The sequence below is a fragment of the Stenotrophomonas sp. HITSZ_GD genome, from assembly GCF_029543105.1.
Classification (GTDB): domain Bacteria; phylum Pseudomonadota; class Gammaproteobacteria; order Xanthomonadales; family Xanthomonadaceae; genus Stenotrophomonas_A.
Window position 1 is genome coordinate 136,776 of record NZ_JARQXB010000010.1, and the last position, 23,222, is coordinate 159,997.

Here is a 23,222-nt window from a genome sequence, read left to right on the forward strand (position 1 = left end):
TCCCCATGCAAAGGCCTCTATCCTGATGTCCGCCCTGATCTGTGGTTCCCTTGCCTACGACACCATCATGGTGTTCCCGGACCAGTTCAAGAACCACATCCTGCCGGACAAGGTGCACATCCTGAACGTCTCGTTCCTGGTGCCGCGCATGCGCCGCGAGTTCGGCGGCTGCGCCGGCAACATCGCCTACAACCTGCACCTGCTCGGCGGCTCGCCGATCCCGATGGGCACGGTCGGGCAGGACTTCGGTCCGTACCGGGAATACTTCGAGGGGCTGGGCATCGACCTGTCGCGCGTCAAGGTGATCGAGGACCTGTTCACCCCGCAGGCCTTCATCACCACCGACCACGACAATAATCAGATCACCGCCTTCCACCCGGGCGCGATGATGCGCAGCTACGAGAACCACGTGCGGGACGTGCCGGGCGTGACGCTGGGCCTGGTCGGCCCGGACGGGCGCGAAGGCATGATCCAGAACGCCAACGAGTTCCAGGAGATGGGCGTGCCGTTCATCTTCGACCCGGGCCAGGCGATGCCGCTGTTCAACGGCCCGGAGCTGCGCACGTTCATCGAGCAGGCCGACTACGTGGTCGTCAACGACTACGAGTCCAACCTGCTGCAGGAGCGCACCGGCTGGGACGAGAAGCAGATCGTCGCCAAGGTGAAGGCCTACATCACCACCCGCGGCCCGAAGGGCGCGGTGATCCATACCCCGGAGCAGAGCTACGACATCCCGCCGGCGCACGAGCGCCGCGTGGTCGATCCCACCGGCTGTGGCGACGCCTTCCGCGCCGGGCTGATCTACGGCATCCAGGGCGGCTACGACTGGCTGACCATCGGCCGCATGGGCAACCTGATGGGCGCGCTGAAGGTCGAGCACCCGGGCACGCAGAACCAGCGTTTCGATTTCGCCGAGTTCAACGACCAGTTCAAGCAGCAGTTCGGCTACTCGCTCTGAACCCGGCGGGCGGCGGGTCCACCGCCGCCGCCTCGCCCGCCACGCCGGCGCCCCCTCGCGAATATTTCTGCCCCGGAACGCGCGCAGCGACGGGCCATGCGGGCGCGGCCGACGTGCCCAGTCGCAACGCCGGCCTGCGGCAGGAAGACCCGGCGCCTCGGCAGTGGCCGGCCGCCTGAGCCGAACGTTTCAGCCCGCCAGCGCCGCCAGTACCCCGCGGCAGTCGGGGTGCGCGTGATCGCTCAACTCGGGCCACGCGTTGTCCGCGCCGACGAATACCGTCATCGCGCCTGCCGAGCGCCCCGCCTCCAGGTCGTAGCCGTGATCGCCGACCATCACCAGCTCGGCGGGCGGCACCGCCCAGCGGGCGGCGTGCAGCAACAGGCCGGCCGGATGCGGCTTGGGCGCGGCCTCGTCGCGGCCCACGATGGCATCGGCCGGGAACAGGTCGTCCAGGCCGATCTCGGCCAAGGTCAGCTGCGCGAGCGCGTGGTCATTGCGGGTGAGGATGCCCAGCGCGCAACCGCGCGCATGGAGCGTGCGCAGCAGGTCCACCGCGCCCGGCGCGGCGATGGAGGCGCTCGCCAGCTCGCGCTCGTGGGCGATCAGCCAGGCGCGCTTGGCCGCCGCGTCGGCGGCGGGCAACGCGGCCAGATGGCCCAGGATGTCCTGCCCGGCGGGAATCGCCAGCTCGCGGCGGATCAGCGCGAAGTCGTGCACGGCCAGGGTCAGCGTGCCGTCGAGATCGAAGACCCAATGGCGGCGTTCGCCCAGTGCGCGCGAACCCACCGTCTCAATCCCAGCCCGGCATCTGCTTGCCATCGAGCCCGCCAGTCTCGAACACCGCGGTGCGCGTACCGCCGGCCTTCACCGGGAACTCGATGGCGAGCGTGGCCTTGGCCTGCCTGGCCAGCTTCCACAGCGCGTTCTGGTCGTCGATGAACATGGCGATCGCCTCGTCGGTGTCGGGACGGTGCGCGGCCATCGCCTTCGGCTTGCCGCCGTCCACGCTCACCTGCACCTTGCAGCCGCCGTAGCACTTGAAGTCGCCCGCCTGCAGCACGAGGTAGGCGTGCCGCTTCCATTGCGGGTGGTCGCGGAACACCAGCTGCACGCTCTTCGCGCCGCTGCCGTCCACATCCACGCGCTCCTTGGCGTCGATCATCGCCGAGCGCTGCGTGCCGCCCTTCACCGCGGTCTGGTTGTATTGCCACAGCGCCTGCAGGCGGCGCTGGTTGCGCGCCTCCTCGCCCTTGGCCTTGGTCTGCGCATAGCCGGGCGCGACGCGCTGCGCGGCGGCGCTTTGCGGATAGGTCTGCAGCAGGTCGGCACCATAGGCGCGCGCCATGTCCCAGTTGCTGGACTGCACGGCCTGCTCGTAGCGCTTCTCCAGCTCGGACGCCTTCTGCTCGTTGGCCTGGGCCTGCGCGGCGGCCTGCGCCTGGCGTTCGGCCTCGCGGTCGGTGCAGGCGGTGAGCGCGATCGCGCACAGGGCGATCCAGGGCAGTGACTTCATGGGGCGGCTCCGCGGTAACAGGACGCCCAAGATAGCAGCGCAAAAGAAAACGGCGGGCCATGATGGCCCGCCGTGACGTTCTGCGCGGGCGACCGGTGTATTACCGGCCGCCGCATGGCCGCCGTTACTTCGCCGCTTCCGCCTTGGTCAGCATGTCGGCCACCGACACCGTGGTGATCGGGTGGTAGCCCGGCTTGGCCTTGGCGAAGGCCTCCTTGGCGAAGGCCAGCCCTTCCGGCGTCTTCACCAGTTCGGCGTAGATCGGCAGGATCAGCTTGCGGCGGCCCACGCGCTCGATGAACTCACCGGCTGCCGGCCACGCTTCCTTGTAGCCGCTGCGGATCGCCAGCGGATACCAGCGCATGGCGATCTCGCCGTTGGCGGTGCCGGTGAAGTGGTACGTGTCGTCGAGCTGCTTGAGCTGCTCGGGCTTCAGCGTGTCGCCCATGCCGGCCAGGAAGTGCGTCCACGCCTGGGTGTTCCAGTCCGAGGTCACCTGGTTGGTCGGCAGCTTGCCGCTGCCCAGCCAGGCGATGCGCGCGGTATCGACGATGCTGAAGCTGCGCGAGCGCGCCTTCTGCGCGAACGCCGGGATGCCCGGCTGGTTCAGCCACGCATCCAGCTCGGCGGCGGTGACGGCGTTCGGGTTCTTGGTCAGCAGGTGCTTCTTGAGGTAATCGACGAACTGGTCGGTCGTCGCGCTCTGGAAGGCGTGGTCATCGAACCAGCCGCGCAGGAACGGGTCGAAGGTCTCGCGGCCGAAGCGCTGTTCCAGGAACTGCAGGAACCACGAGCCCTTGACGTAGGCCACCTGGCTCAGCGCATCGTCCGGATCGCGCTCGGTCAGCGGCGGCAGCGCCAGCGCCTGGTCGGCCGGGCTCATGTCCTTGATCTCGTTGAGCAGGTCGGTCTGGTCGATCTCGCGCTCTTCCTCGGCCAGCTCGGCGCCGTACAGCGCCTCGGTGATGCGGCCCTGCACGTAGGTGGTGAAGCCCTCGTTGAGCCAGATGTCCTTCCACGAGGCGTTGGTCACCAGGTTGCCCGACCAGCTGTGCGCCAGCTCATGGGCCACCAGCGAGACCAGCGACTTGTCGCCCACGATCACGGTCGGCGTGGCGAAGGTCAGGCGCGGGTTCTCCATGCCGCCGAACGGGAACGACGGCGGCAGCACCAGCATGTCGTAGCGGCCCCAGCGGTACGGGCCGTACAGGTGCTCGGCGGCGCCGATCATCTTCTCGGTGTCCTCGAACTCCTTGGCGGCCTTGTCCACCATCGCCGGCTCGGCCCACACGCCCGAGCGCTCGGAGATCGGCTTGAACACCAGGTCGCCGGCGGCGATGGCGAGCAGGTAGGACGGGATCGGCTCGGGCATCTTGAAGCTGTAGTCGCCGTCGCGCGCCGCCTTCGGGTCGTTGTCGGCGCTCATCAGCACCATCACGTCCGGGCGCGAGGTCACGTGCGCGCTATAGGTGAAGCGCACGCTCGGGGTGTCCTGCAGCGGCACCCACGAACGCGCGTGGATGGCCTGCGACTGGCTGAACATGAAGGGCAACTGCTTGCCCTCGGTCATCGACGGCTCCAGCCACTGCAGCCCCGAGGCGGTCGGCGCGGTGTGGTAGTCGATGCGGATCTTCGCCGGCTGGTCCGGGGTCTGGATCGTCAGCTTGCTGCCGAAGGTCTTGTCATTGGCGGCCAGCTCGAACGGCAGCGCCGTCAGCGCGCCATCGGCCCCGACCGCCTGCACCTTCTCGATGGTCAGCTCGCGGGTGTCCAGCACCAGCTGCTTGGCGGCCTTGTCCTTCCACTCCAGCGTGTAGACCGCATTGCCGCCGATCTGCTTGGCGTCGAAATCGACCTTCAGGTCCAGCGCCAGGTCCTTGATGACGACCTTGTCCGGTTCTGCGTAGGAGCTTTCGTCATGGCTGCGGGCGGCGGGCTTCACGGCGGCGGTGGCGGGCTTGTCGGCGGGCGCCTGCGGCGCGGGGGTGGACTGGGGCGAGCAACCGGCGGCCAGGACCGCGGCCAGGGACAGGGTCAGGAGCGAGGAACGCATGTACGAAAACCGGATCGGGGAAACCGCCGATTCTAGCGCCGCCGGGCCAGGCGCGGCGGCGCGGGTGTTCAGGCCGGCAGCGGCGCCTGCGTGTCCGGGTCCTCGAAGCCATCGCGCACCAGGCGCCGGCCCCCGGAGAACTTGGCCCGGTACATGGCCGCATCGGCGCGGCGGTACAGGCTCGCGGCGTCCTCGCCCGGCCGGTGGGCGGCGCTGCCCGCGCTGGCGTAGACCGGCGCCTGCTGCTCGTCGGGGGTCTCCAGCATCGACAGCCACTGGTTGAGCTTGAGGGTGGCCTCGTCCTCGGGCGCGTGCACGCCGATCAGGAACTCGTCGCCGCCCCAGCGGCCGATCCAGTCCTGCGGGCCCAGCCAACCGTAGGCGGTCTCCACCAGCCGCACCAGCACCGCGTCGCCGGCGGCGTGCCCGTGGCGGTCGTTGATCGGCTTGAGGTTGTCCATGTCGAGCACGAACAGGGTGAAGGGCCAGCCCTCGTGGCCGGCGGCGATCACCGAATTGCCCAGCGCCTGCTCGCAGCCGCGGCGATTGAGCGATTCGGTCAGCGGATCGAGCAGCGCATGCCGGCGGGCGTCGCGCAGGCCGGCATCGATGCCGCGCAGGCTGCGGTTGATGCCGCGCAGCAGGCGGCCGAGTTCGTCCTCGCCCTGCTCGGGCAGCAGCGGCAGGCGCTGTTCGGCGTAATAGACATCCAGCGCGTCGGCTGCCGCGCGTAGCGGGCCGAGCATGCGGAACATCACCGCCAGCGTGCCGGCGGTGCCCAGCAGCGTGGCGCACAGCACCACGGCGAACACCGTCCAGCGTTCATGCGGATCGAGCTCGGCCAGCCCCACCAGCCACACGATCAGCAGCAGCAACGGGACATGGATGCCGACGAAGGCCACGGCCAGCAGCTTGGCGCTGAAGGAACGCGGGAACAGGCGCGACAGGAGACTTTGCAGGTGCATGCGGTGCAACAGTGGGCAACTGGTCTCAGTTTCGCCCAAGCCGCGGCGCGGCCGCCCTGACGGGCGTCGCAAAAGCGGCCGGGGCCTGCGCCCCGGTGCGGACCTTCAGATCTTGTAACCGGAGTGGATCGCCACGATGCCGCCGGTCAGGTTCTTGTAGTGGCAGCGCGCGAAGCCGGCCTCGGTCATCATCGCCTTGAGCGCTTCCTGCGGCGGATGCTTGCGGATGCTTTCGGCCAGGTACTGGTAGCTGTCCGCATCGCGGGCGAACAGCTGGCCCAGCTTGGGCAGCACCTTGAAGGAGTGGAAGTCGTAGATCGGCTTGAACCAGTCCGCCGTGACTTCGGAGAACTCCAGCACGCGCGCCTGGCCGCCCACCTTCAGCACGCGGTACATCTCGCGCAGCGCGGCGTCCTTGTCGGTCACGTTGCGCAGGCCGAAGGCGATGGTCACCAGCTCGAAGCTCTGGTCCGGGAACGGCAGCGCCTCGGCATTGCACTGCACGTAATCCAGGCCGGCCACCAGGCCGCGGTCGGTCAGGCGGTCGCGGCCCACCGAGAGCATGCCGGCGTTGATGTCGCCCAGCACGATGGTGCCCTCCGCGCCGACGCGGTCGCGCAGCAGCGCGGCGATGTCGCCGGTGCCGCCGGCCAGGTCGAGCACGCGGTCGCCGGGCTTCACCTGCGCGGTGGCGGTGAAGTAGCGCTTCCACACCCGGTGGATGCCCAGGCTCATCAGGTCGTTCATCAGGTCGTAGCTGCGCGCGACCGAGGTGAAGACTTCGCCGACCAGCTTCTGCTTGTCCTTGGCAGCGACGTCGCGGAAGCCGAAGTGGGTGGTGCCGGTCTTGTAGGGGGATTCGCTCATGCCCGCGATTATCGCACCGCCGACGCCGCCGTGACGTGCCCGTGCCACAATCGGCCGCAGTCCATCCCGGGCCCGTGCGCCGATCCGTGAGCGACCAGTACGCCCCGCGCCAGTGGCAGCCGCACGAGCGCCCGACCCTGCCGGGATCGGCCTCCACGCCACTGCATTCCCTTCCGCGCCGGATCGCCTTCGCCCTCGTGGGCACCGTCGTCGCCCTGACCGGCGGCCTCAGCAACGCACTGGTCACCGCCAACCTGCCCTACCTGCAGGGCACGCTGGGCGCCTATGCGGCGGAGATGGCGTGGCTGCCGGCGGCCTACGTGATGACCAACATGTCGGCCAACCTGGTGCTGGTGAAGTTCCGCCAGCAGTTCGGCCTGCGGCTGTTCACCGAAATCTTCCTGGCCCTGTACGCGCTGATCGCCTTCGCGCACCTGTTCGTGCACAGCCTGGGGTCGGCGATCAGCGTGCGCGCCGCCCATGGCCTGGTGGGCGCGGCGCTGAGCTCGCTGGGCCTGTACTACATGATCCAGGCGTTCCCGGCCCGGCACCGGCTCAAGGCGGTGGTGACCGGCCTGGGCCTGACCCAGCTGGCGCTGCCGCTGGCGCGGGTGTTCTCCACCGAACTGTTGCAGTTCGGCGAATGGCGCGGCCTGTACCTGTTCGAACTGGGCCTGGCGCTGTTCGCGCTGGCCTGCGTGCTGATGCTCAAGCTGCCGCCGGGGGACCGCTACCGCGTGTTCGAGAAGCTCGACGCGGCCACCTTCGTGCTGTTCGCCGGTGGCAGCGCCGGGCTGGCCGCGGTGCTGTCGCTGGGGCGCGTGCTGTGGTGGACCAGCACGCCATGGCTGGGCGTGGTGCTGGCGATATCGATCGTGATGTTGTGCGCGGCGGTGGCCATCGAGCACCACCGCCGCCATCCGATGCTCAACACGCGCTGGCTGGCGAGCGGGGACATCCTGCGCCTGGTGCTGGCGGTGCTGCTGATCCGCCTGGTGCTCTCCGAGCAGGCGACCGGCGCGGTGGGCTTCTTCCAGAACATCGGCCTGGACAACACGCAGATGCACACGCTGTTCTGGCTGATGCTGCTCGGCGCGGCGTGCGGGGTGGCGGCCAGCGCGCTGCTGATCGATCCGCTGCACGTCACCGAGCATCTCATCGTGGCCGTGGCGGCCATCGCGGTCGGCTGCTTCCTGGATGCGCGCGCCACCAGCCTCACCCGGCCAGAGCAGATGTACGCCAGCCAGTTCCTGCTCGCCTTCGGCAGCACCTTCTTCGTCGCCCCGGCCATGGTGGCCGGCATCGGCCGGGTGATCACCCAGCCCGGCAACCTGATCAGCTTCGTGGTGATGTTCGGCATGGCGCAGAACATGGGCGGCCTGCTCGGCAGCGCGTTCCTGGGCACGCTGCAGGTGGTGCGCGAGAAGTTCCATGCCAGCCAGTTGATGGACCACCTCGTGCTGACCGATCCGCAGGTGGCCGCGCGCCTGCAGGCCTATGCCTCGGCCTACGCGCGCGCGTTGCCCGACCCCGCCGCGCGGCAGGCGCAGGCCATGCGCACGCTCTCGGGCATCGTCACGCGCGAAGCCAACGTGCTGGCCTACAACGATGTCTTCGTGACTATCGGGCTGATCGCCATCGCCATCCTGCTGTGGTTCCTGATGTTCCTGATGCGGCGCAACCGCCTGCGCCGCCAGGACGCCCTGCCCGCTTCCCTGCCCGCCAGCGCCCGCGCATGAGCACACCCGCACCGCCCGCCCCACCCGCCGCTGCCCCGCCCGCCGACGCACGCGCCCTGTCCGCGCGCAGGCGCCGGCGCTACCTGAGCCTGGCCGGGTTCGCGCTGATCGCGCTGGCCGGCGTGCTGGTGGTGCTCTACGCGTGGCGGCTGTGGCCGTTCACCAGCGCGGTGCAGACCACCGAGAACGCGATGGTGCGGGGCCAGCTGACGATCATCTCCCCGCAGGTCAGCGGCTACGTCACCCAGGTGCCGGTGGTGGATTTCCAGCACGTGGACGCCGGCCAGCTGCTAGTGCGCATCGACGACCGCATCTACCACCAGCAGTTGGCCCAGGCGCAGTCGCAGTTGCAGAGCGCACAGGCCAACCTGGCCAACTGGGAACAGAGCAAGCGCAGCGCGGCGGCGGTGATCGCCGAGAACCGGGCCGGCGTGGCCTCCAGCGTGGCCCAGCGCGACCGGGCCAGCGCGGCCCTGCAACGCGCCGACCAGCTCGCGGGCCAACAGTTGCTCTCCACGCAGGACCGCGACACCGCGTTCGCCGCCAACGCGCAGGCGCGCGCGGCCGTGCAGCAGTCGCAGGCGGCGCTGGAAGCGGCGCAGCAGAGCGCGCGCAGCGTGGAGGTCAACCGCGCCGCGCTGGAAGCGGCGGTCGCCAATGCGCGCGCGGCGGTGGAACTGGCGCAAATCAACTTCGACAACACCCGCATCCGCGCGCCCCGTGCCGGGCAACTCGGGCAGATCGGCGTGCGCCAGGGCGCCTACGTCACCAACGGCACGCAGCTGATGGCGCTGGTGCCCGACACGCTGTGGGTGATTGCCAACTTCAAGGAAACCCAGATGGCCCACGTGCGCGTGGGCCAGCCGGCGACCTTCACCGTGGACGCGCTCGACAACGCGCGCCTGCGCGGCCACGTGCTGGAGATTTCCCCGGCTGCCGGCTCGGAGTTCGCCATCCTGCCCGCGGACAACGCCACCGGCAATTTCGTCAAGATCGCCCAGCGCATTCCGGTGAAGATCGGCATCGACGCTGGCCAGCCGCTGGCCGCGCGGCTGCGCCCGGGCATGTCGGTGGTGGTGGCGCTGGATACCGCCGCGCCGGGTAGTGCGACACCGGCGCCGCGCTGAGCGGGTTGCCAGCGCCCCGGCCACTGGCCGAGACTGGCCCGCCCGCTCCGGATGTCTTCCATGATCGCCACGCCCGATTACCGCGCCCTGCTCGACACCGCCATCGCCGAGGCGCGGCAAGGCCTGGCCGAGGGCGGCATCCCGATCGGCGCGGCGCTCTACCACCGCGACGGGCAGTTGCTCGGCTGCGGCCACAACCGCCGCGTGCAGGAAGGCGACCCCTCGGTGCACGGCGAAACCGATGCGTTCCGCAAGGCCGGCCGGCAACGCCGCTACCGCGACACCATCATGGTCACCACGCTGGCGCCGTGCTGGTACTGCAGCGGGCTGGTGCGCCAGTTCAACATCGGCACGGTGGTGGTGGGCGAGTCGGTCACCTTCAAAGGCGGCATCGACTGGCTGCGCGAGAACGGCGTGGAGGTCATCGACCTGCACAGCCAGGAATGCATCGACCTGCTCGGCGGCTACATCGCCGCCCATCCGGACGTGTGGAACGAGGACATCGGCGAGGATTGACGGCGTTGACGCCGCGCAACGCCGCGCGCGGACATACTGCCCTCCCACGACCGATCCCCGGGGCCGCATGACGCCACGTCGATCCGCCGCCGATGCCTTCGCCCGTCCGCGCCCTGGGGAGCGCTGCGGATGAGCGACGTGCAAGCGCTCACGCTGGAGGTCGTCAGCCTGGCCGGACCGATCTGGTCGGGCGAGATCCGTGAAGTCGACCTGCCGGGCAGCGCCGGCCGCTTCGGCGTGCTGGCCCGCCACACGCCGCTGCTCACCACGCTGCGCGAAGGCATGCTGCGCGTGGCGCCGCTGCAGGGCGAGCCGATGGAGATCTACGTCTCCGGCGGCTTCGTCGAGGTGCAGCCGGACAAGGTGACCGTGATGGCCGACCTGGCCGTGCGCGACGCCGACTGGGAGCATGCCCAGGCCGAGGCGGCCCGCGAGCGCGCCGCCGCCGGCATGGCACAGGCCTTCACCGACGAGGACTACATGGCGCTGCACCTGGAGCTGATCCACCGCTATTCGCTGCAGCTGCGCGGCCGCCCGCCACGCTGAAACGCCCGCGCCGCCTGGCTTTCATCATTCTTCATCCGGCCATCAGGCACTTCAGGCGCCGGGCCGGCGCAATCGGGGCTCCTTTCCACCCGGAGTTCCCATGCACCGCGTTTCCCGCCTCCTCGCCGCCACCGCGCTCGCCCTGGCCAGCGCGTCCACCCTGGCCGCATCGGCCGATGGCTGGCCGGCCACCGCGCCCGACCCCGCCATCGACCTGGACAAGCTGCGCACCCTGGAAGCCAAGGTCGCCGACGGCACCCTGAAGCAGATCACCAGCGTGATGGTGGTCCACGACGGCCGCCCCGTGTATGAGCACTATTTCGACGGCGATGCCGATACCCTGCGCGACGTACGCTCGGCCACCAAGAGCGTGACCGCGCTGCTGGCCGGCATCGCGATCGACCGCGGCCTGCTGCCCGGCGTGGAGGCCCGGGTCTACGAACGCTTCCCGGAATTCGGCGCCCGCCATCCGGTGGACCCGCGCCTGGCCACGATGCGGCTGTCCGACCTGCTCACCATGAGCACGCTCTGGGAATGCGACGACGAGAACCCGTTCTCCAGCGGCCACGAGGAACGCATGTACGTGACCGAGCGCTGGCTGGACTTCGCCCTCGCGCTCCCGGTGAAGGGCTTCGCGCCCTGGATGACCAAGCCGCAGGACAGCCCGTTCGGGCGCGCCTTCACCTACTGCACCGTCGACAGCTTCGTGGCCGGCGCGATGGTCGAGCGCGCCGCCGGGCAGCCGCTGGCCACATTCGCCGCGCAGGCGCTGGAGCGGCCGCTGGATATCGCCAGCAGCCACTGGAACGTCTCGCCCGAGGGCATCGGCATGGGCGGCGGCGGCACGCGCTACCGCACGCGCGACCTGGCCAAGTTCGGCCAGTTGGTGGTCGACCAGGGGCGCTGGCGCGGGCGGCAGGTGGTTTCCGCCGACTACGTGCGCGCGATGACCACGCCGCAGGCGCAGGCCGCCGACGATGCCGAGTACGGCTACCAGTGGTGGCGCCTGCACTTCGACCTGGACGGGCAGGACGTGGCGGTGTGGGCGATGTCCGGCAACGGGGGCAACTACGTGTTCGTCTGGCCGCAGCGCCGGCTGGTGGCGGTGGTCACCACCAATGCCTACAACCGCGGCTTCGCCCATCCGCAGTCGCGTCAGCTGTTCCGCGACTACGTGCTGGGCGCGTTGCGCTGAGTCAGGGCAGGTCGCGCGGGCGCCAGTCGGCCCGCGCGACCTGTTCGCGCTGTGTGGCCACGTCGCGGTCGATTGGCGCGAGCAAGGCGGCAAAGCCCGGTTCGTGCCGCAACGGCGCGAACAGCGGCGTGACCGACAGCCACGCGCGGTCGCGGAAGCCGGCATTGACGGCGGCGCGCAATGCGGCCAGCGCGGCCTCGGCGTGTCCACGGCGCTGTTCGATCAACGCCGCTTCGATCGCCGCGTCCGGCCATCCCAGCGTGTCGCCACGCAGGCGCCGCAGGCGGGCGTCCAGCCACTCGGGCGATGGCGGGGGCGTGGCGTACAGCGCCGCGAGGGTTGCCGGCATGGACTGGTGGGGACGCAGCTTCTCGCCTTCGGCGAAGGCCGCGCCAGCCGCCGTGGCATCCCCGGCCAATAGCGACAGCTCGCCTTGCAGCCGCCACAGCTCCGGATGCGGGGTGCCGCGTGCCTGCGCCTGCTTCAGCGCGGCGGCGGCTTCGTCCGTGCGCCCCTGCGCGAGCAGAAAGCGCGGCCAGGCGATATTGGCGAAGACGTTGTCGGGAAACAGGTCGAAATTCGCGCGATGGCGCCGTTCGGCGGCGGCGGCGAAGCCCAGCAGCTCCAGCTCGCGCGCCACCTGCACGTCGCGGAAGCGCACGCGGGCGGGATCGCGCAGCGTGAGGTTGCCGCGCAGCGCGTCCACCAGCCGGCCCTGCTCCTGGTAGAGATAGGCCAGCGAAGCACGGCTCTTGTCGTCGTCCGGGTCCAGCCGCACCGCGTGCTCGTAGCCGGCCACCGCGCGGTGCATGTCGCCGAGGCAGTCGTATGCATAGCCCTGCGCCGCCCACCCGGCGGCGTGGTCCGCATCGCCCTGCAACAGGCGCTGCGCCAGCGCGGCGCCTTCCTGCGCCTGGGTGGCGTCGCCGTTGTAGAGGCAGGTGCGCGCACTCAGCGCGCGGCTCAGCCCGGCCAGCGCCTCGTGCGAATCGGGTGCCTGCGCCAATGCCTGGCGATAGAGGACGATCGCGCGCTCGTTGTTGTCGGCCTGGCCGATGCCGGCGTAGTACTGGGCGCGGGTGAGCAGCGGCGAACGTGCGGCCGGCCGCGTGTAGTGCCATGCCAGCGCGGCGGCGAGCGCCACGCCCCCCAGCGCGACGACCAGCAGGACCCCGCTGGCGCGACGCCGCGCCGGCGCGTCCCGGGGGACGGGCTCGGCCACCGCGCAGGGCGCCTCGACCAGTTGATAGCCCTGCCCCCGCACCGAACGCAGGTAACGCGGCTGGCGCGCGTCGTCGCCCAACGCCTGCCGCAGCAGCTTCACCCGTTGGGTCACGGTTTCCTCGTTCACCACCGCCGGCGCCCACACCGCCTGCATCAGCTCGTCGAAGCCCACCACGCGCTGGCCCTGCCCGAGCAGGTAGGCCAGCAGCTGGAAGCTCAAGCCCGATACCTCCAGCCGCTGCCCGCCCCGGCTCACGCGCTGGCGCGGTACGTCGATGTCCAGGTCGAGCAGGCGGTAGTGCGCGGTCATCCGTGGGTGGCGCGGGAAAGGAGAGCCGGATGCTAGCGCACGTCCGCGGCCGCCGGCCCCTGCCAAAAGCAAAGGCCCGCTTTCGCGGGCCCGTGTTGCTTGCCGGTCAGAGGATGTAGCGGCTCAGGTCCGGGTCCTGCACCAGCTCGCCGAGGTGGGCATCGACGTAGGCGCGGTCGATGGCCACGCTCTGGCCGTCGCGGTCGGGCGCTTCGTAGCTCAACGTGTCCAGCAGGCGTTCGAGCACGGTGTGCAGGCGGCGCGCACCGATGTTCTCCTGCCGCTCGTTGACCAGGAAGGCGATCTCGGCGAGGCGGTCGATGGCGTCGTCGGCGAACTGCAGCTTCACGCCCTCCGTTTCCAACAGCGCCACGTATTGCTTGGTCAGCGCGGCCTTGGGCTCGGTGAGGATGCGCACGAAGTCCTGCTTGCTCAGCGCGCCCAGCTCCACGCGGATCGGGAAGCGACCCTGCAGCTCGGGAATCAGGTCGCTGGGCTTGGCCAGGTGGAACGCGCCGGAGGCGATGAACAGGATGTGGTCCGTCTTCACCGTGCCGTACTTGGTGGAGACGTTGGAGCCTTCCACCAGCGGCAGCAGGTCGCGCTGCACGCCCTCGCGGGAGACGTCGCCGCCGCCCACGTTGTCGCCACGCTTGGCGACCTTGTCGATCTCGTCGATGAACACGATGCCGTGCTGCTCGCAGGCCTCGATGGCCGCCGCGCGGATTTCTTCCTCGTTGACCAGCTTGGCCGCTTCTTCCTCGATCAGCAGCGGGCGCGCGGACTTGATCGCCAGCTTGCGGGTCTGCGACTTGGCGCCGCCCAGGTTGGAGAACATCTGCCGCAGCTGCTGGCCCATCTCCTCCATGCCCGGCGGGGTCATGATGTCCATGCTGAGGTTGACCGACACGTCCAGCTCGATCTCGCGCTCGTCCAGCTCGCCGGCGCGCAGCATGCGGCGGAACTTGACGCGGGTGTCGTTGTCCTGCGCGGAGGCTTCGTTGCGCGCGGCTTCCGGGTCGAAGCCGATGCCGCCGGCACGGCGCGGCAGCAGCGCATCGAGGATGCGGTCCTCGGCGCGCTCCTCGGCCTGCGTGCGCACGCGCACCTTGGCCTGCTCGCGATACAGCTTGACGGCGGTGTCCGCCAGGTCGCGCACGATCTGCTCCACGTCCTTGCCGACGTAGCCCACCTCGGTGAAGCGCGTAGCCTCGACCTTGACGAACGGCGCATTGGCGAGCGTGGCCAGGCGGCGCGCGATCTCGGTCTTGCCGACACCGGTGGGGCCGATCATCAGGATGTTCTTGGGCATTACCTCGTTGCGCAGGCCTTCGGGCAGCTGCATGCGGCGCCAGCGGTTGCGCAGGGCGATGGCGACGGCGCGCTTGGCGTCGTGCTGGCCGACGATGTGGCGATCGAGCTCCTGCACGATCTCGCGCGGCGTCATGGTCGAGGAAGTGGGCTGGGTCATGTTCACTCGGGAATCCGGGGGAAGGAGGGTCGGGCTACTGGGGGCGCGGCACGCCGCCTCAGAGCTCTTCGACCACGACGTTGCGGTTGGTATAGATGCAGATGTCGCCGGCGATGTTAATCGCCTCGGTGGCAATGGTCTTGGCGTCCAGTTCGGTGTGCGCGAGCAGCGCGCGCGCGGCCGACAACGCATACGAACCGCCGGAGCCGATGGCGATGATGCCGTCTTCGGGCTCGATGACATCGCCGGTGCCGCTGATGATCAGCGAAGTTTCGCGGTCGGCCACGGCCAGCAGGGCCTCCAGCTTGCCCAGGCGGCGCTCGGTGCGCCAATCCTTGGCCAGCTCCACGGCAGCGCGGGTGAGCTGGCCGTGCTTTTCCAGCTTGGCCTCGAACAGCTCGAACAAGGTGAAGGCGTCAGCGGCCGCACCGGCGAAGCCGGCCAGCACCTGGCCCTCGCGGCCGAGGCGGCGCACCTTGCGCGCGTTGCCCTTCATCACGGTGTGGCCGAGGGTGACCTGGCCATCGCCGGCGACGGCGACATGGCCGTTGCGGCGCACGGAGATGATGGTGGTGGCGTGGAACGTGTTGGGGTTCTGGCTGGGATCCATTGCGGCCTCCGGGGGATTTCTCGGAGGTGGGGACGCCGGCGGGCGGTTCAAGCCGCGCCTGAAGGCGGCCGTTCAGGCCACCCGGTCGGCGCGGCAGGAATAGCACCCATGGCGCGCGTTGTGCAGATGCACGTAGGCGATGTGGCGATCGGCCAGGCGCTCGCGCAGCCAGTCGCCCACGTCATGGCCCTCGAGTACCTCCGCCGCAGCGATGTGGTGGCCGTGGTGGTAGGCGCGCAACGAGATCAGGCGGCGGCTGACATAGGCGGGCACCTCGTCCACCTCCAGGCGCGCGGCCGTGGCGTCGCGGCGGACGAAGATCGGGCCGCAGGCGCGATACGGCGACGCGGCCGGCTGATGCCAGTACGGCAGCAGCAGCAACGATTCGCCGACGGCGGCATCGCGCAGGCTGATGCGGCAGGGGAAGCCGCGGTCGCTGCTGGCCACGCAGCGCACCGCGCCGTGGGCGGCAAGCGCGGCATCGTCGAGCGCGAACAACGGCTGCAACGGGCGGGGATCGATGCCGGAAAGCAGGAAGGAGGCCATGCGCCCTCCAAGGCGGGAAGTGGCGGCCAGCATGGGCAAACGACCGGCGAAGCGCTGGCCGGATTCGGACGCCGCTGCGCCGCGACCGTTTGCCGCATGGCCGATGTTGGCCGGGACGCGCGCTTCGCGCAGGCGGACAATGCACCCCGGATATCGCCATGCACGCCCCTCCCCTCCCCGAACGCCCCGCTGCCTGTTGCACCGAAGCCGAAGTCGAACGCCTCGTGCACGGCTTCTACGCGTCGGTGCGCGCGGACCCGCTGCTCGGGCCGGTCTTCGATGCCCATGTGCACGAATGGCCCACGCACCTTGCGCGGCTGGTCGACTTCTGGTCGTCCCTGCTGCGCGGCACGCAGCGCTACAGCGGTTCGCCGATGAGCCTGCACCTGGGCATGCCCGGCCTGGACGAGGCGCTGTTCCGCCGCTGGCTATTGCTGTTCGGCCAGACCACCGCCACGCTCGGCAACCCGGCGATGCAGCAGCTGGCCAACGCACGCGCCACGCAGATCGCCAATCGCTTCTGGCAGCGCTACCAGGGGGAAGGCCGCGATGGCCACGGCTTGATCCCGCTGCCGGTGTCGGCGCCCGGCTGACCTCAGGCCGGTTCGGCCGGCTTGCGCCGCTTCGCGCGCGGATGCGCGGCGTCGTACACCTTGGCCAGGTGCTGGAAATCCAGGTGGGTGTAGATCTGGGTGGTGGCGATGTCCGAATGCCCCAGCAGTTCCTGCACGCCGCGCAGGTCGCCGGACGATTCGAGGATGTGGCTGGCGAAGCTGTGCCGCAACATGTGCGGGTGCACGTGCTTGAACAACCCTTGCCGCTGCGCGAGCCGCTTGATGCGGATCTGCACCGCGCGCGAGGAGATCTGCGCGCCGTGGCGGCCGGGAAAGACCCACGCGGTAGCATCGGCCGGGCGGCTCTCGCCACGCCACTCCTCCAGCGCGCGGCGCGCGTGCGAACCCACCGGCACGCGCCGTTGCTTGCTGCCCTTGCCCAGTACGGTCACCAGCCCGCCCGGCAGGTCGAGATCGCGCCAGCGCAAGCCACACAGTTCGCTCAAGCGCAGGCCGGAGGAGTAGAACAGTTCGAGCAGCGCGCGGTCGCGCAGGCCCAGCGGTGCGTCGGTCGGCACTTCGACCAGCCGCACGGCCTCGTCGGCGTCCAGCACCTGCGGCAGCTTGCGCGGGGCCTTGGGCGCACGCAGCTTGGCCGCCGGCGAGACCTCGATACGCCCGTGCTTGAGCAGCCAGGCATAGAAACTGCGGCAGGCCGAGAGGCGACGCTGCAGGCTCTTGGGCGACAGCCCACGGCGATGCTCGGCGCTGACGAAGGCCCGCAGTTGCTCGGCATCCAGCGACACCACCCCGGCGCCCTGCGCATCGGCCCAGGCGGACAACGCGGCCAGGTCGCGCCGATAGGCATCGAGCGTATGCGCCGACATGCGGCGCTCCACTTCCAGGTAGGCGAGGAAGGCGTCGATCATGGCCGAAGCCCCGCGCAGTCGCCGCTCAGCGCGCGAAACGCTGCAACGCCACCACCAGCGCCTCGCCCATCATGCGCAAGAACAGCGTGCCCATGCCGGGATAGAAGCGGTTCGGGTCGCGGCTGCCCACCGCCAGCAGGCCCACGCCGGGCAGCGGCAGCAAGGCGGTGGACTGCACGTCCTCCACGTCCTCGCCGTACAGCACGTGCTGCTTCTCGGCCTGCAGGCGGCCGCAGATCGGCTCGCCATCGCGCAGGCAATCGCGGAACGGCGCCAGGCGCGCATCGTCCTCGCCGATGACCTGCAGCCATTCCGCCTCCGGCTGGCCTTCGACCGGCTTGAGCAGCACGATGCGCACGCGGTCGCCGTTGAAATCCTCGGCCAACGAGGCGGCCATCGCCTTGAGCGTGTCGGCCGCGCTGTGCTGGCGCATCAGCGCCAGCGTGAGCTGGTGCGTGCGCACGGCCAGGCGCTCGTTGACCTGCGCATTGCCGGCCAATTCGGCCAGGCGGCGGGACAGTTCGCGGTTCTTGTCGCGCAGCACTTCCAGCTGGTAGCTGGCGAGCGAGGCGGTGGGGCCATCGTCGCGCGGGACGACCAGCGTGAGCGCCAGGTCCGGAAACTGCTTGAGGAACCCCGGATGCCGGCGCAGCCAGGCGGCGACTTCGTGCGCGCCGATCTTTTCCACGGTTTCGTTCATGCGCCCCACTCCCCTTCAAAGACAAACCGGGCCGGCCCGGACATCACCACCTGCGCGTCGGGCGACGGCCAGCGGATGCGCAGGTCGCCACCCGGCAGGGACACCACCACGTCGCGATCGACGCGGCCGCGCTGCATCAGCACGGCGGCGGCGGCGCAGGCGCCGCTGCCACAGGCCAGGGTCTCGCCCACGCCGCGCTCGTACACGCGCAGGCGGACATGGCCGCGGTCGATGACCTGGGCGAAGCCCACGTTCACCGATTCCGGAAACGCCGCGTGTTGCTGCAACAGCGGGCCGATGCGCTCTACCGGCGCGGCGTCGACCAAGCCGACCTCCAGCACCGCATGCGGGTTGCCCATCGACACCGCGCCGAAGCGCACGCTCTCGCCTTGCACCGGCAACAGGTACTCGTCGCGCGCGTGCATGAAGCCGACCAGCGGGATGCGCTCGGGAGTGAATTCGGGCACGCCCATCGCCACGGCGTACTGGCCACCGTCCAGGCGCTGGATGCGGTGCGCGGTGACCGGGCTGTCGATGACGAATTCATCGCCCTGCGCCGTGCCGTCGCGCACCAGCCAGGCGGCCACGCAGCGCGCGCCGTTGCCACATTGCTGCGAGGGCGAGCCGTCGGAATTCCAGATGCGGTAAGCGGCCACCGCCGCTTCGCTGCGCGGCGGCTCGATGGTCAGGATCTGGTCGCAGCCCACGCCGAAGTGGCGGTCCGCCAGGCGCTCGGCCAACGCGGCATCCGGCGGGGCGATGCCGGTGCGCAGGTCCAGCACCACGAAATCATTGCCCGCGCCCTGCATCTTGCTGAAATGCAGCGGCGCGGCAGCGGACTGCGCGTTCATGGGTGGCGATTGTCGTCCGTGGTGGCCGGCGGCGTGCCGTCGATCGGCTGCGCGGCCTCGGTCGGCGTCTGCGTCGGCGGCGGGGTCTCGCCGGACGGCGGCTGCGGCACGGGCTGCGCCTGGACCGGCACCGGCTTCTGCGGCATCACCAACGGGCCCTTGTTGCCACAGGCGGCCAGCAACAACAGGCCCGCGCCGGCGGCGGCGATTCGGAACGAACGGGAAAACTTCATGCTCATGCCCGGAGTATAGCCACAAGGCGGCGAACGTCGCGCCGTGGCGGGCTCACGCGTGCGGGGCGGGCGGCGGCTCCGGGCGCAGCCACAACCAGATCGCGACCACCGCCATGCAGCCAATGGACAGCGCCTGGGCCCAGCGCGAAGGCACGCACCACAGCATGATCGCCGCGCACGCGGCCATGGTGCCGGTGGCCATCCACTTGGCCTTGCGGCTGACCGCGCGGTGGGTCTGCCACTGCACGATGGCCGGGCCGAACCGCGGATGGTTCAACAACCAGTGGTGCAGGCGGTCCGAGCCGCGCGCGGCGGCCCAGGCCGAAATCAGCACGAACACCGTGGTCGGCAAGCCCGGCACGAAGATGCCGACGATGCCCACGCCCAGGCTCGCATAGGCCAGCAGCCACCACGCCCAGCGCAGCCGCACCGGCCGCGCCGGTGTCGGCGCGGCCTGGCGGGATTCGGGCAGCGGCTCGTTCATCGGCGGCCCGGCCGGGCTCAGGGGGCGGCGCTGGGCGTGCCGGTACCGACGCCCAGCTGGTCCAGCACGAACGCGAACGACTCGGCCTGCTCGCGGTAGCGGCGGAAGCGCCCGGATTTGCCGCCATGCCCGGCATCCATGTTGGTGCGGAACACGATGGGGTGGGTGCCGGTGTTTTCCACGCGCAGCCGCGCCACCCACTTCGCCGGTTCCCAGTACTGCACCTGGGAATCCCACAGGCCGGTGCCGACGAACAGCGCCGGATACGCCTGGCGGGTGACGTTGTCGTAGGGCGAGTAGGAGAGCATGTAGTCGTAGTACGGCTTCTGCTCCGGGTTGCCCCACTCGTCGTATTCGTTGGTGGTGAGCGGGATGGTGGGGTCGAGCATGGTGGTGACCACGTCGACGAACGGCACCTGGGCGACCATCACGCGGTAATCCTGCGGCGCCATGTTGGCCACCGCGCCCATCAGCAGGCCACCGGCGCTGCCGCCGGACGCGGCGACGCGGTCCTTGGCGGCATAGCCCTGGGCGACCAGCGCGCGGGTGACGTCGATGAAGTCGTTGAAGGTGTTCTTCTTCTTCAGCAGCTTGCCGTCGTCATACCACTGGCGCCCCATTTCCTGCCCGCCGCGGATGTGGGCGATGGCGTAGACGACGCCGCGATCCAGCAGGCTGACCACCGAGAGGTTGAAGCCCGGGTCCATCGAAGCGCCGTAGCTGCCGTAGCCATACTGGTACAGCGCGGCGGTGCCGTCCTTCTTGAAACCCTTGCGGTACACCAGCGAGACCGGCACCTTCACGCCGTCGCGCGCATCCACCCACACGCGCTCGGTGACGTACTTGGACGGGTCGTAGCCGATCACCGGCTGCTGCTTGAGCTGGCGCCGCTCGCCGGTGCGCACGTTGAGCTCGTAGGTAGTGGCCGGCGTCGTGAGCGAGGTGTAGCTGTAGCGCAGCCATTCGGTGTCCGGCTCGGCATTCACCGACAGGCCCATGGAGTACGCCGGCTCGTCGGCCTTGACGTATTCCTGCTTGCCGTCCGCGCGCAGCAGGCGGATGCGCTCCAGGCCGCCGGAGCGCTCGTCGATGGCGGTGAAGCCGTCGAACGATTCGAAGCCTTCGATGTACACCGACTCGTCGTGCGCCACCCAGTCCTTCCACTGGCTGCGCGAGGTGGCATCGCTCGGCGCGCTGACCAGCTTGAAGTTCCTGGCGCCATCGGCATTCGTGCGGATCAGCCAGCGGCCGTCGAAGTGGTCGGCGTCGTATTCCACGTCGCGCTCGCGCTTGGCCAGCACGGTGAACTTTTCCGGGTTGGCGGCCGGGGCGTAACGCAGTTCGGAAGAGACGGTGCTGTCCACGCCGATGGTGATGTACTTCTCGTCGCGGCTGCGGCCGATGCCCATGTAGAAGCTGTCGTCCTTCTCCTCGTACACCAGCTTGTCGGCGCTGGCCGGGGTGCCGAGGACGTGCTTCTTGACGCGCACGGTGAGCAGGGTTTCCGGGTCGTTCTCGACGTAGAACAGGGTGCGGTTGTCGTCGGCCCACACTAGGTTGGGGGACACGCCGGTGATGCGGTCGGCGTAGACCTCGCCGGTCTCCAGGTTCTTGAAGCGGATCACGTACTGGCGGCGGCCCACGTCGTCCTCGGCCCAGGCCAGCAGGCGGTTGTCGCGGCTGACCTCGGCGTCGCCGACGCTGAAGTAGTCCTTGCCGGCGGCCATCTGGTTGACGTCGAGCAGCACCTGCTCGGTGGCGAAGTCGCCGTTGTTGTTGGCCTGCTGGATGCTGGCCGCGTCCACGCCGGCGCCGTCGCGGCGGCGGGCCTGGATGGGGTAGTCCTTGCCGGCCTCGTAGCGGCTGTAATACCACCAGCCGCGGTCGCGGTACGGCACGCTGGCGTCGTCCTGCTTGATGCGGCCGACGATCTCCTCGTACAGGCGGTCTTCCAGCGGCTTCAGCGGGGCCATCACCTGGTCGGTATAGGCGTTCTCGGCCTTGAGGTAATCGAGCATCGCCTTGTTCTGGCGCTCGTCGTCGCGCAGCCAGTAATAGGCGTCGTCGCGCACGGCGCCGAAGGGCGTCTTGACCGCATGCGGGTGGCGAGGCGCCTGGGGCGGGGTGAGGTCGGCGGCGTGGACGGAGGTCACGGGCAGGGTCATCAGGCAGGCAGCCAGCAGCAGAACAGGCTTCATGGGTGGGGATCCTTCCTCGGGAAGCAAGGGATGGTGTGAAGGCGAGTCTGTGGGGGGCGTGCCGCGACCGCAAGCACCGGGAAGGGTCGGCCAACCCGATGGCCTATCATCGGCCGATGGATGCACGTACCGAACCCGAGGCCGGCTACAGCCGGCGCAGCCGCGAGATCGCGCCCTTCCACGTGATGTCGCTGCTGGCGCGGGCGCAGGCGCTGGAGCGCGAAGGCCACGACGTGATCCACCTGGAGATCGGCGAGCCGGACTTCACCACCGCCGCGCCGGTGGTGGCGGCCGGGCAGGCGGCGCTGGGCCATGGGCATACGCGCTACACGGCCGCGCGCGGGCTGCCGGCGCTGCGCGAGGCGATTGCCGGCTTTTACCGGCAGCGCCACGGGCTGGAGATCGACCCGGAGCGGGTGCTGGTGACGCCGGGCGGCTCGGGCGCGTTGTTGTTGGCGAGCAGCCTGCTGGTGGATCCGGGGAAGCATTGGCTGATGGCCGACCCCGGTTATCCGTGCAACCGGCATTTCCTGCGGCTGGTGGAAGCCGGCGCGCAATTGGTGCCAACGGGTGCGGACACGCATTACCAGCTCACGCCGGCGCACGTGGCCGCGCATTGGAATGCCGATAGCGTGGGCGCGCTGGTGGCTTCGCCCGCCAACCCGACCGGCAGCGTGCTCTCGCGCGAGGAACTGGCGGCGTTGTCGTCGTCGCTGCGTGCGCGTGGGGGGCACCTGGTGGTGGACGAGATCTACCACGGGCTGACCTACGGGCTGGCGGCGCCGAGCGTGCTGGAAGTGGACGACGAGGCGTTCGTGCTCAACAGTTTCTCGAAGTATTTCGGGATGACGGGCTGGCGGCTCGGCTGGCTGGTGGCGCCCAGGCGCGCGGTGCCGGCGCTGGAGAAGCTGGCGCAGAACCTGTACATCAGTGCGCCGAGCATGGCGCAGCATGCGGCGCTGGCGTGCTTCACGCCGGAGGCGATGGCGATCTTCGAGCAACGCCGCGGGGAGTTCCAGGCGCGGCGCGACTACCTGCTGCCGGCATTGCGGGCGCTGGGGTTCCGCATCGAGATCGAACCGCAAGGGGCGTTCTATCTCTACGCCGATATCAGCGTGTTCGGGGTGGATGCGCAGGTGTTCTGCCACCATTTCCTCGAGACCGAGCACGTGGCGTTTACCCCCGGCGTGGACTTCGGCACCTATCGCGCAGGCGAGCATGTGCGGATCGCCTATACGCAGGGCCTGCCGCGGTTGCGTGAGGCGGTGGCTCGGATTGCGCGGGGATTGGGTTCGCTTCCTGGGCGTTGATGTTCGTCGCGATCTGGAGCTGGCTGGTTTCTATCGGCCACGGCTGCCTGGGTGCGTCGCGCGGCGGCTGCCTGAGTGCGTCGCGCGGCGGCTGCCTGGGTGCGTCGCGCGGCGGCTGCCTGGGTGCGTCGCGCGGCGGCTGCCTGGGTGCGTCGCGCGGCGGCTGCCTGGGTGCGTCGCGCGGCGGCTGCCTGGGTGCGTCGCGCGGCGGCTGCCTGGGTGCGTCGCGCGGCGGCTGCCTGGGTGCGTCGCGCGGCGGCTGCCTGGGTGCGTCGCGCGGCGGCTGCCTGGGTGCGTCGCGCGGCGGCTGCCTGGGTGCG

General features: G+C 70.1%; 24 protein-coding genes. 9 read left to right on the forward strand and 15 right to left on the reverse strand.

Going from position 1 to position 23,222, the window contains the following annotated elements; translation table 11 throughout:
- Window positions 1–25: 25 nt before the first annotated feature.
- A complete protein-coding gene (locus tag P6166_RS11600) occupies window positions 26–958 on the forward strand; it encodes a carbohydrate kinase family protein (protein WP_277764617.1) in 933 nt (310 codons plus the stop codon).
- Window positions 959–1,147: 189 nt separating this feature from the next.
- Here the strand turns inward: P6166_RS11600 and P6166_RS11605 are convergent, their stop codons facing one another.
- The 5 genes from P6166_RS11605 to ubiE all read right to left on the reverse strand — a co-directional run bounded on the left by P6166_RS11605 (window position 1,148) and on the right by ubiE (window position 6,359).
- Window positions 1,148–1,780 (reverse strand): HAD family hydrolase, encoded by a 633-nt coding sequence (locus tag P6166_RS11605; protein ID WP_277764618.1) that lies wholly within the window; start codon window positions 1,778–1,780, stop codon window positions 1,148–1,150.
- A complete protein-coding gene (locus tag P6166_RS11610; RefSeq protein WP_277764619.1) occupies window positions 1,752–2,474 on the reverse strand; it encodes a hypothetical protein in 723 nt (240 codons plus the stop codon). Before P6166_RS11610 ends, P6166_RS11605 begins: the two co-directional genes overlap by 29 nt.
- A 124-nt stretch (window positions 2,475–2,598) precedes the next feature.
- On the reverse strand, window positions 2,599–4,527 hold the full coding sequence (locus P6166_RS11615) for a M1 family metallopeptidase (protein ID WP_277764620.1): 1,929 nt from the start codon (window positions 4,525–4,527) through the stop codon (window positions 2,599–2,601).
- A gap of 68 nt (window positions 4,528–4,595) precedes the next feature.
- Window positions 4,596–5,492 carry a GGDEF domain-containing protein gene (locus P6166_RS11620; RefSeq protein WP_277764621.1) on the reverse strand — a complete coding sequence of 299 codons (897 nt, stop codon included), beginning with the start codon at window positions 5,490–5,492 and terminating at the stop codon, window positions 4,596–4,598.
- Window positions 5,493–5,597: 105 nt separating this feature from the next.
- On the reverse strand, window positions 5,598–6,359 hold the full coding sequence (gene ubiE / locus P6166_RS11625) for a bifunctional demethylmenaquinone methyltransferase/2-methoxy-6-polyprenyl-1,4-benzoquinol methylase UbiE (protein WP_277764622.1): 762 nt from the start codon (window positions 6,357–6,359) through the stop codon (window positions 5,598–5,600).
- An 86-nt stretch (window positions 6,360–6,445) separates the two neighbouring features.
- Between ubiE and P6166_RS11630 the strand changes: the two genes are divergently transcribed.
- From P6166_RS11630 to P6166_RS11650, 5 genes are all read left to right on the forward strand, one after another.
- The gene (locus P6166_RS11630) at window positions 6,446–8,098 is read left to right on the forward strand and encodes an MFS transporter (protein WP_277764623.1); all 1,653 of its coding nucleotides are present in this window, start codon (window positions 6,446–6,448) and stop codon (window positions 8,096–8,098) included.
- Window positions 8,095–9,225 carry an HlyD family secretion protein gene (locus tag P6166_RS11635; RefSeq protein ID WP_277764624.1) on the forward strand — a complete coding sequence of 377 codons (1,131 nt, stop codon included), beginning with the start codon at window positions 8,095–8,097 and terminating at the stop codon, window positions 9,223–9,225. Before P6166_RS11630 ends, P6166_RS11635 begins: the two co-directional genes overlap by 4 nt.
- Before the next feature lie 60 nt (window positions 9,226–9,285).
- On the forward strand, window positions 9,286–9,741 hold the full coding sequence (locus tag P6166_RS11640; RefSeq protein WP_277764625.1) for a nucleoside deaminase: 456 nt from the start codon (window positions 9,286–9,288) through the stop codon (window positions 9,739–9,741).
- 129 nt (window positions 9,742–9,870) lie between these two features.
- Complete coding sequence (gene atpC, locus P6166_RS11645) at window positions 9,871–10,287, forward strand: ATP synthase F1 subunit epsilon (protein ID WP_277764626.1); 417 nt, start codon at window positions 9,871–9,873, stop codon at window positions 10,285–10,287.
- A gap of 100 nt (window positions 10,288–10,387) precedes the next feature.
- Window positions 10,388–11,482 (forward strand): serine hydrolase, encoded by a 1,095-nt coding sequence (locus P6166_RS11650; RefSeq protein ID WP_277764627.1) that lies wholly within the window; start codon window positions 10,388–10,390, stop codon window positions 11,480–11,482.
- Window position 11,483: 1 nt separating this feature from the next.
- On the opposite strand, the gene P6166_RS11655 is transcribed toward P6166_RS11650, so the two are convergent.
- The 4 genes from P6166_RS11655 to P6166_RS11670 all read right to left on the reverse strand — a co-directional run bounded on the left by P6166_RS11655 (window position 11,484) and on the right by P6166_RS11670 (window position 15,643).
- On the reverse strand, window positions 11,484–13,016 hold the full coding sequence (locus P6166_RS11655) for a winged helix-turn-helix transcriptional regulator (protein WP_277764628.1): 1,533 nt from the start codon (window positions 13,014–13,016) through the stop codon (window positions 11,484–11,486).
- Between the two features lie 106 nt (window positions 13,017–13,122).
- The gene (gene hslU, locus P6166_RS11660) at window positions 13,123–14,487 is read right to left on the reverse strand and encodes an ATP-dependent protease ATPase subunit HslU (protein WP_277764629.1); all 1,365 of its coding nucleotides are present in this window, start codon (window positions 14,485–14,487) and stop codon (window positions 13,123–13,125) included.
- A gap of 58 nt (window positions 14,488–14,545) precedes the next feature.
- Entirely contained in the window at window positions 14,546–15,097 is a 552-nt protein-coding gene (hslV, locus tag P6166_RS11665) for an ATP-dependent protease subunit HslV (RefSeq protein ID WP_057647439.1), read from the reverse strand.
- Between the two features lie 72 nt (window positions 15,098–15,169).
- Window positions 15,170–15,643, reverse strand: a complete 474-nt coding sequence (locus tag P6166_RS11670) for a DUF1203 domain-containing protein (RefSeq protein ID WP_277764630.1) — start codon at window positions 15,641–15,643, stop codon at window positions 15,170–15,172.
- 158 nt (window positions 15,644–15,801) lie between these two features.
- Here P6166_RS11670 and P6166_RS11675 point away from each other — a divergent pair, with 158 nt between their 5' ends.
- Window positions 15,802–16,236, forward strand: a complete 435-nt coding sequence (locus tag P6166_RS11675) for a group III truncated hemoglobin (protein ID WP_277764631.1) — start codon at window positions 15,802–15,804, stop codon at window positions 16,234–16,236.
- A 2-nt stretch (window positions 16,237–16,238) separates the two neighbouring features.
- Here P6166_RS11675 and xerC read toward each other — a convergent pair whose 3' ends face one another.
- Genes xerC through P6166_RS11705 form a run of 6 tightly spaced genes read right to left on the reverse strand, consistent with a single transcriptional unit; the run spans window position 16,239 to window position 21,592 of the window.
- Window positions 16,239–17,126, reverse strand: coding sequence for a tyrosine recombinase XerC (gene xerC / locus P6166_RS11680; RefSeq protein WP_277764632.1), 888 nt, complete (start codon window positions 17,124–17,126; stop codon window positions 16,239–16,241).
- A 25-nt stretch (window positions 17,127–17,151) separates the two neighbouring features.
- On the reverse strand, window positions 17,152–17,826 hold the full coding sequence (locus tag P6166_RS11685; protein WP_277764633.1) for a DUF484 family protein: 675 nt from the start codon (window positions 17,824–17,826) through the stop codon (window positions 17,152–17,154).
- A complete protein-coding gene (gene dapF, locus P6166_RS11690; RefSeq protein WP_277764634.1) occupies window positions 17,823–18,677 on the reverse strand; it encodes a diaminopimelate epimerase in 855 nt (284 codons plus the stop codon). The genes P6166_RS11685 and dapF overlap by 4 nt, the downstream gene beginning before the upstream one ends.
- Entirely contained in the window at window positions 18,674–18,916 is a 243-nt protein-coding gene (locus P6166_RS11695; RefSeq protein WP_277764635.1) for a lipoprotein, read from the reverse strand. The genes dapF and P6166_RS11695 overlap by 4 nt, the downstream gene beginning before the upstream one ends.
- Window positions 18,917–18,962: 46 nt before the next feature.
- Window positions 18,963–19,394: a YbaN family protein gene (locus P6166_RS11700; protein ID WP_277764636.1), complete on the reverse strand. Its 432-nt coding sequence runs from the start codon at window positions 19,392–19,394 to the stop codon at window positions 18,963–18,965.
- A 17-nt stretch (window positions 19,395–19,411) separates the two neighbouring features.
- Window positions 19,412–21,592, reverse strand: a complete 2,181-nt coding sequence (locus P6166_RS11705; protein WP_277764637.1) for a S9 family peptidase — start codon at window positions 21,590–21,592, stop codon at window positions 19,412–19,414.
- A gap of 116 nt (window positions 21,593–21,708) precedes the next feature.
- Here P6166_RS11705 and P6166_RS11710 point away from each other — a divergent pair, with 116 nt between their 5' ends.
- Window positions 21,709–22,902 carry a pyridoxal phosphate-dependent aminotransferase gene (locus P6166_RS11710; protein ID WP_277764638.1) on the forward strand — a complete coding sequence of 398 codons (1,194 nt, stop codon included), beginning with the start codon at window positions 21,709–21,711 and terminating at the stop codon, window positions 22,900–22,902.
- Window positions 22,902–23,222 (forward strand): hypothetical protein (locus P6166_RS11715; RefSeq protein ID WP_277764639.1); only part of this gene is annotated, 321 nt, incomplete at its 3' end. The genes P6166_RS11710 and P6166_RS11715, both read left to right, overlap by 1 nt.

Excerpts from the sequence above, each read along its gene's own strand:
- hslV (WP_057647439.1), bottom strand. The coding sequence starts at position 15,097 with ATGGATCCCAGCCAGAACCCCAACACGTTCCACGCCACCACCATCATC.
- ubiE (WP_277764622.1), bottom strand. The coding sequence starts at position 6,359 with ATGAGCGAATCCCCCTACAAGACCGGCACCACCCACTTCGGCTTCCGC.
- P6166_RS11640 (WP_277764625.1), top strand. The coding sequence starts at position 9,286 with ATGATCGCCACGCCCGATTACCGCGCCCTGCTCGACACCGCCATCGCC.
- atpC (WP_277764626.1), top strand. The coding sequence starts at position 9,871 with ATGAGCGACGTGCAAGCGCTCACGCTGGAGGTCGTCAGCCTGGCCGGA.
- P6166_RS11710 (WP_277764638.1), top strand. The coding sequence starts at position 21,709 with ATGGATGCACGTACCGAACCCGAGGCCGGCTACAGCCGGCGCAGCCGC.
- xerC (WP_277764632.1), bottom strand. The coding sequence starts at position 17,126 with ATGATCGACGCCTTCCTCGCCTACCTGGAAGTGGAGCGCCGCATGTCG.
- P6166_RS11655 (WP_277764628.1), bottom strand. The coding sequence starts at position 13,016 with ATGACCGCGCACTACCGCCTGCTCGACCTGGACATCGACGTACCGCGC.
- P6166_RS11705 (WP_277764637.1), bottom strand. The coding sequence starts at position 21,592 with ATGAAGCCTGTTCTGCTGCTGGCTGCCTGCCTGATGACCCTGCCCGTG.
- P6166_RS11600 (WP_277764617.1), top strand. The coding sequence starts at position 26 with ATGTCCGCCCTGATCTGTGGTTCCCTTGCCTACGACACCATCATGGTG.
- P6166_RS11685 (WP_277764633.1), bottom strand. The coding sequence starts at position 17,826 with ATGAACGAAACCGTGGAAAAGATCGGCGCGCACGAAGTCGCCGCCTGG.
- dapF (WP_277764634.1), bottom strand. The coding sequence starts at position 18,677 with ATGAACGCGCAGTCCGCTGCCGCGCCGCTGCATTTCAGCAAGATGCAG.
- hslU (WP_277764629.1), bottom strand. The coding sequence starts at position 14,487 with ATGACCCAGCCCACTTCCTCGACCATGACGCCGCGCGAGATCGTGCAG.
- P6166_RS11650 (WP_277764627.1), top strand. The coding sequence starts at position 10,388 with ATGCACCGCGTTTCCCGCCTCCTCGCCGCCACCGCGCTCGCCCTGGCC.
- P6166_RS11635 (WP_277764624.1), top strand. The coding sequence starts at position 8,095 with ATGAGCACACCCGCACCGCCCGCCCCACCCGCCGCTGCCCCGCCCGCC.
- P6166_RS11700 (WP_277764636.1), bottom strand. The coding sequence starts at position 19,394 with ATGAACGAGCCGCTGCCCGAATCCCGCCAGGCCGCGCCGACACCGGCG.
- P6166_RS11615 (WP_277764620.1), bottom strand. The coding sequence starts at position 4,527 with ATGCGTTCCTCGCTCCTGACCCTGTCCCTGGCCGCGGTCCTGGCCGCC.
- P6166_RS11610 (WP_277764619.1), bottom strand. The coding sequence starts at position 2,474 with ATGAAGTCACTGCCCTGGATCGCCCTGTGCGCGATCGCGCTCACCGCC.
- P6166_RS11695 (WP_277764635.1), bottom strand. The coding sequence starts at position 18,916 with ATGAGCATGAAGTTTTCCCGTTCGTTCCGAATCGCCGCCGCCGGCGCG.
- P6166_RS11620 (WP_277764621.1), bottom strand. The coding sequence starts at position 5,492 with ATGCACCTGCAAAGTCTCCTGTCGCGCCTGTTCCCGCGTTCCTTCAGC.
- P6166_RS11670 (WP_277764630.1), bottom strand. The coding sequence starts at position 15,643 with ATGGCCTCCTTCCTGCTTTCCGGCATCGATCCCCGCCCGTTGCAGCCG.
- P6166_RS11675 (WP_277764631.1), top strand. The coding sequence starts at position 15,802 with ATGCACGCCCCTCCCCTCCCCGAACGCCCCGCTGCCTGTTGCACCGAA.
- P6166_RS11605 (WP_277764618.1), bottom strand. The coding sequence starts at position 1,780 with ATGGCAAGCAGATGCCGGGCTGGGATTGAGACGGTGGGTTCGCGCGCA.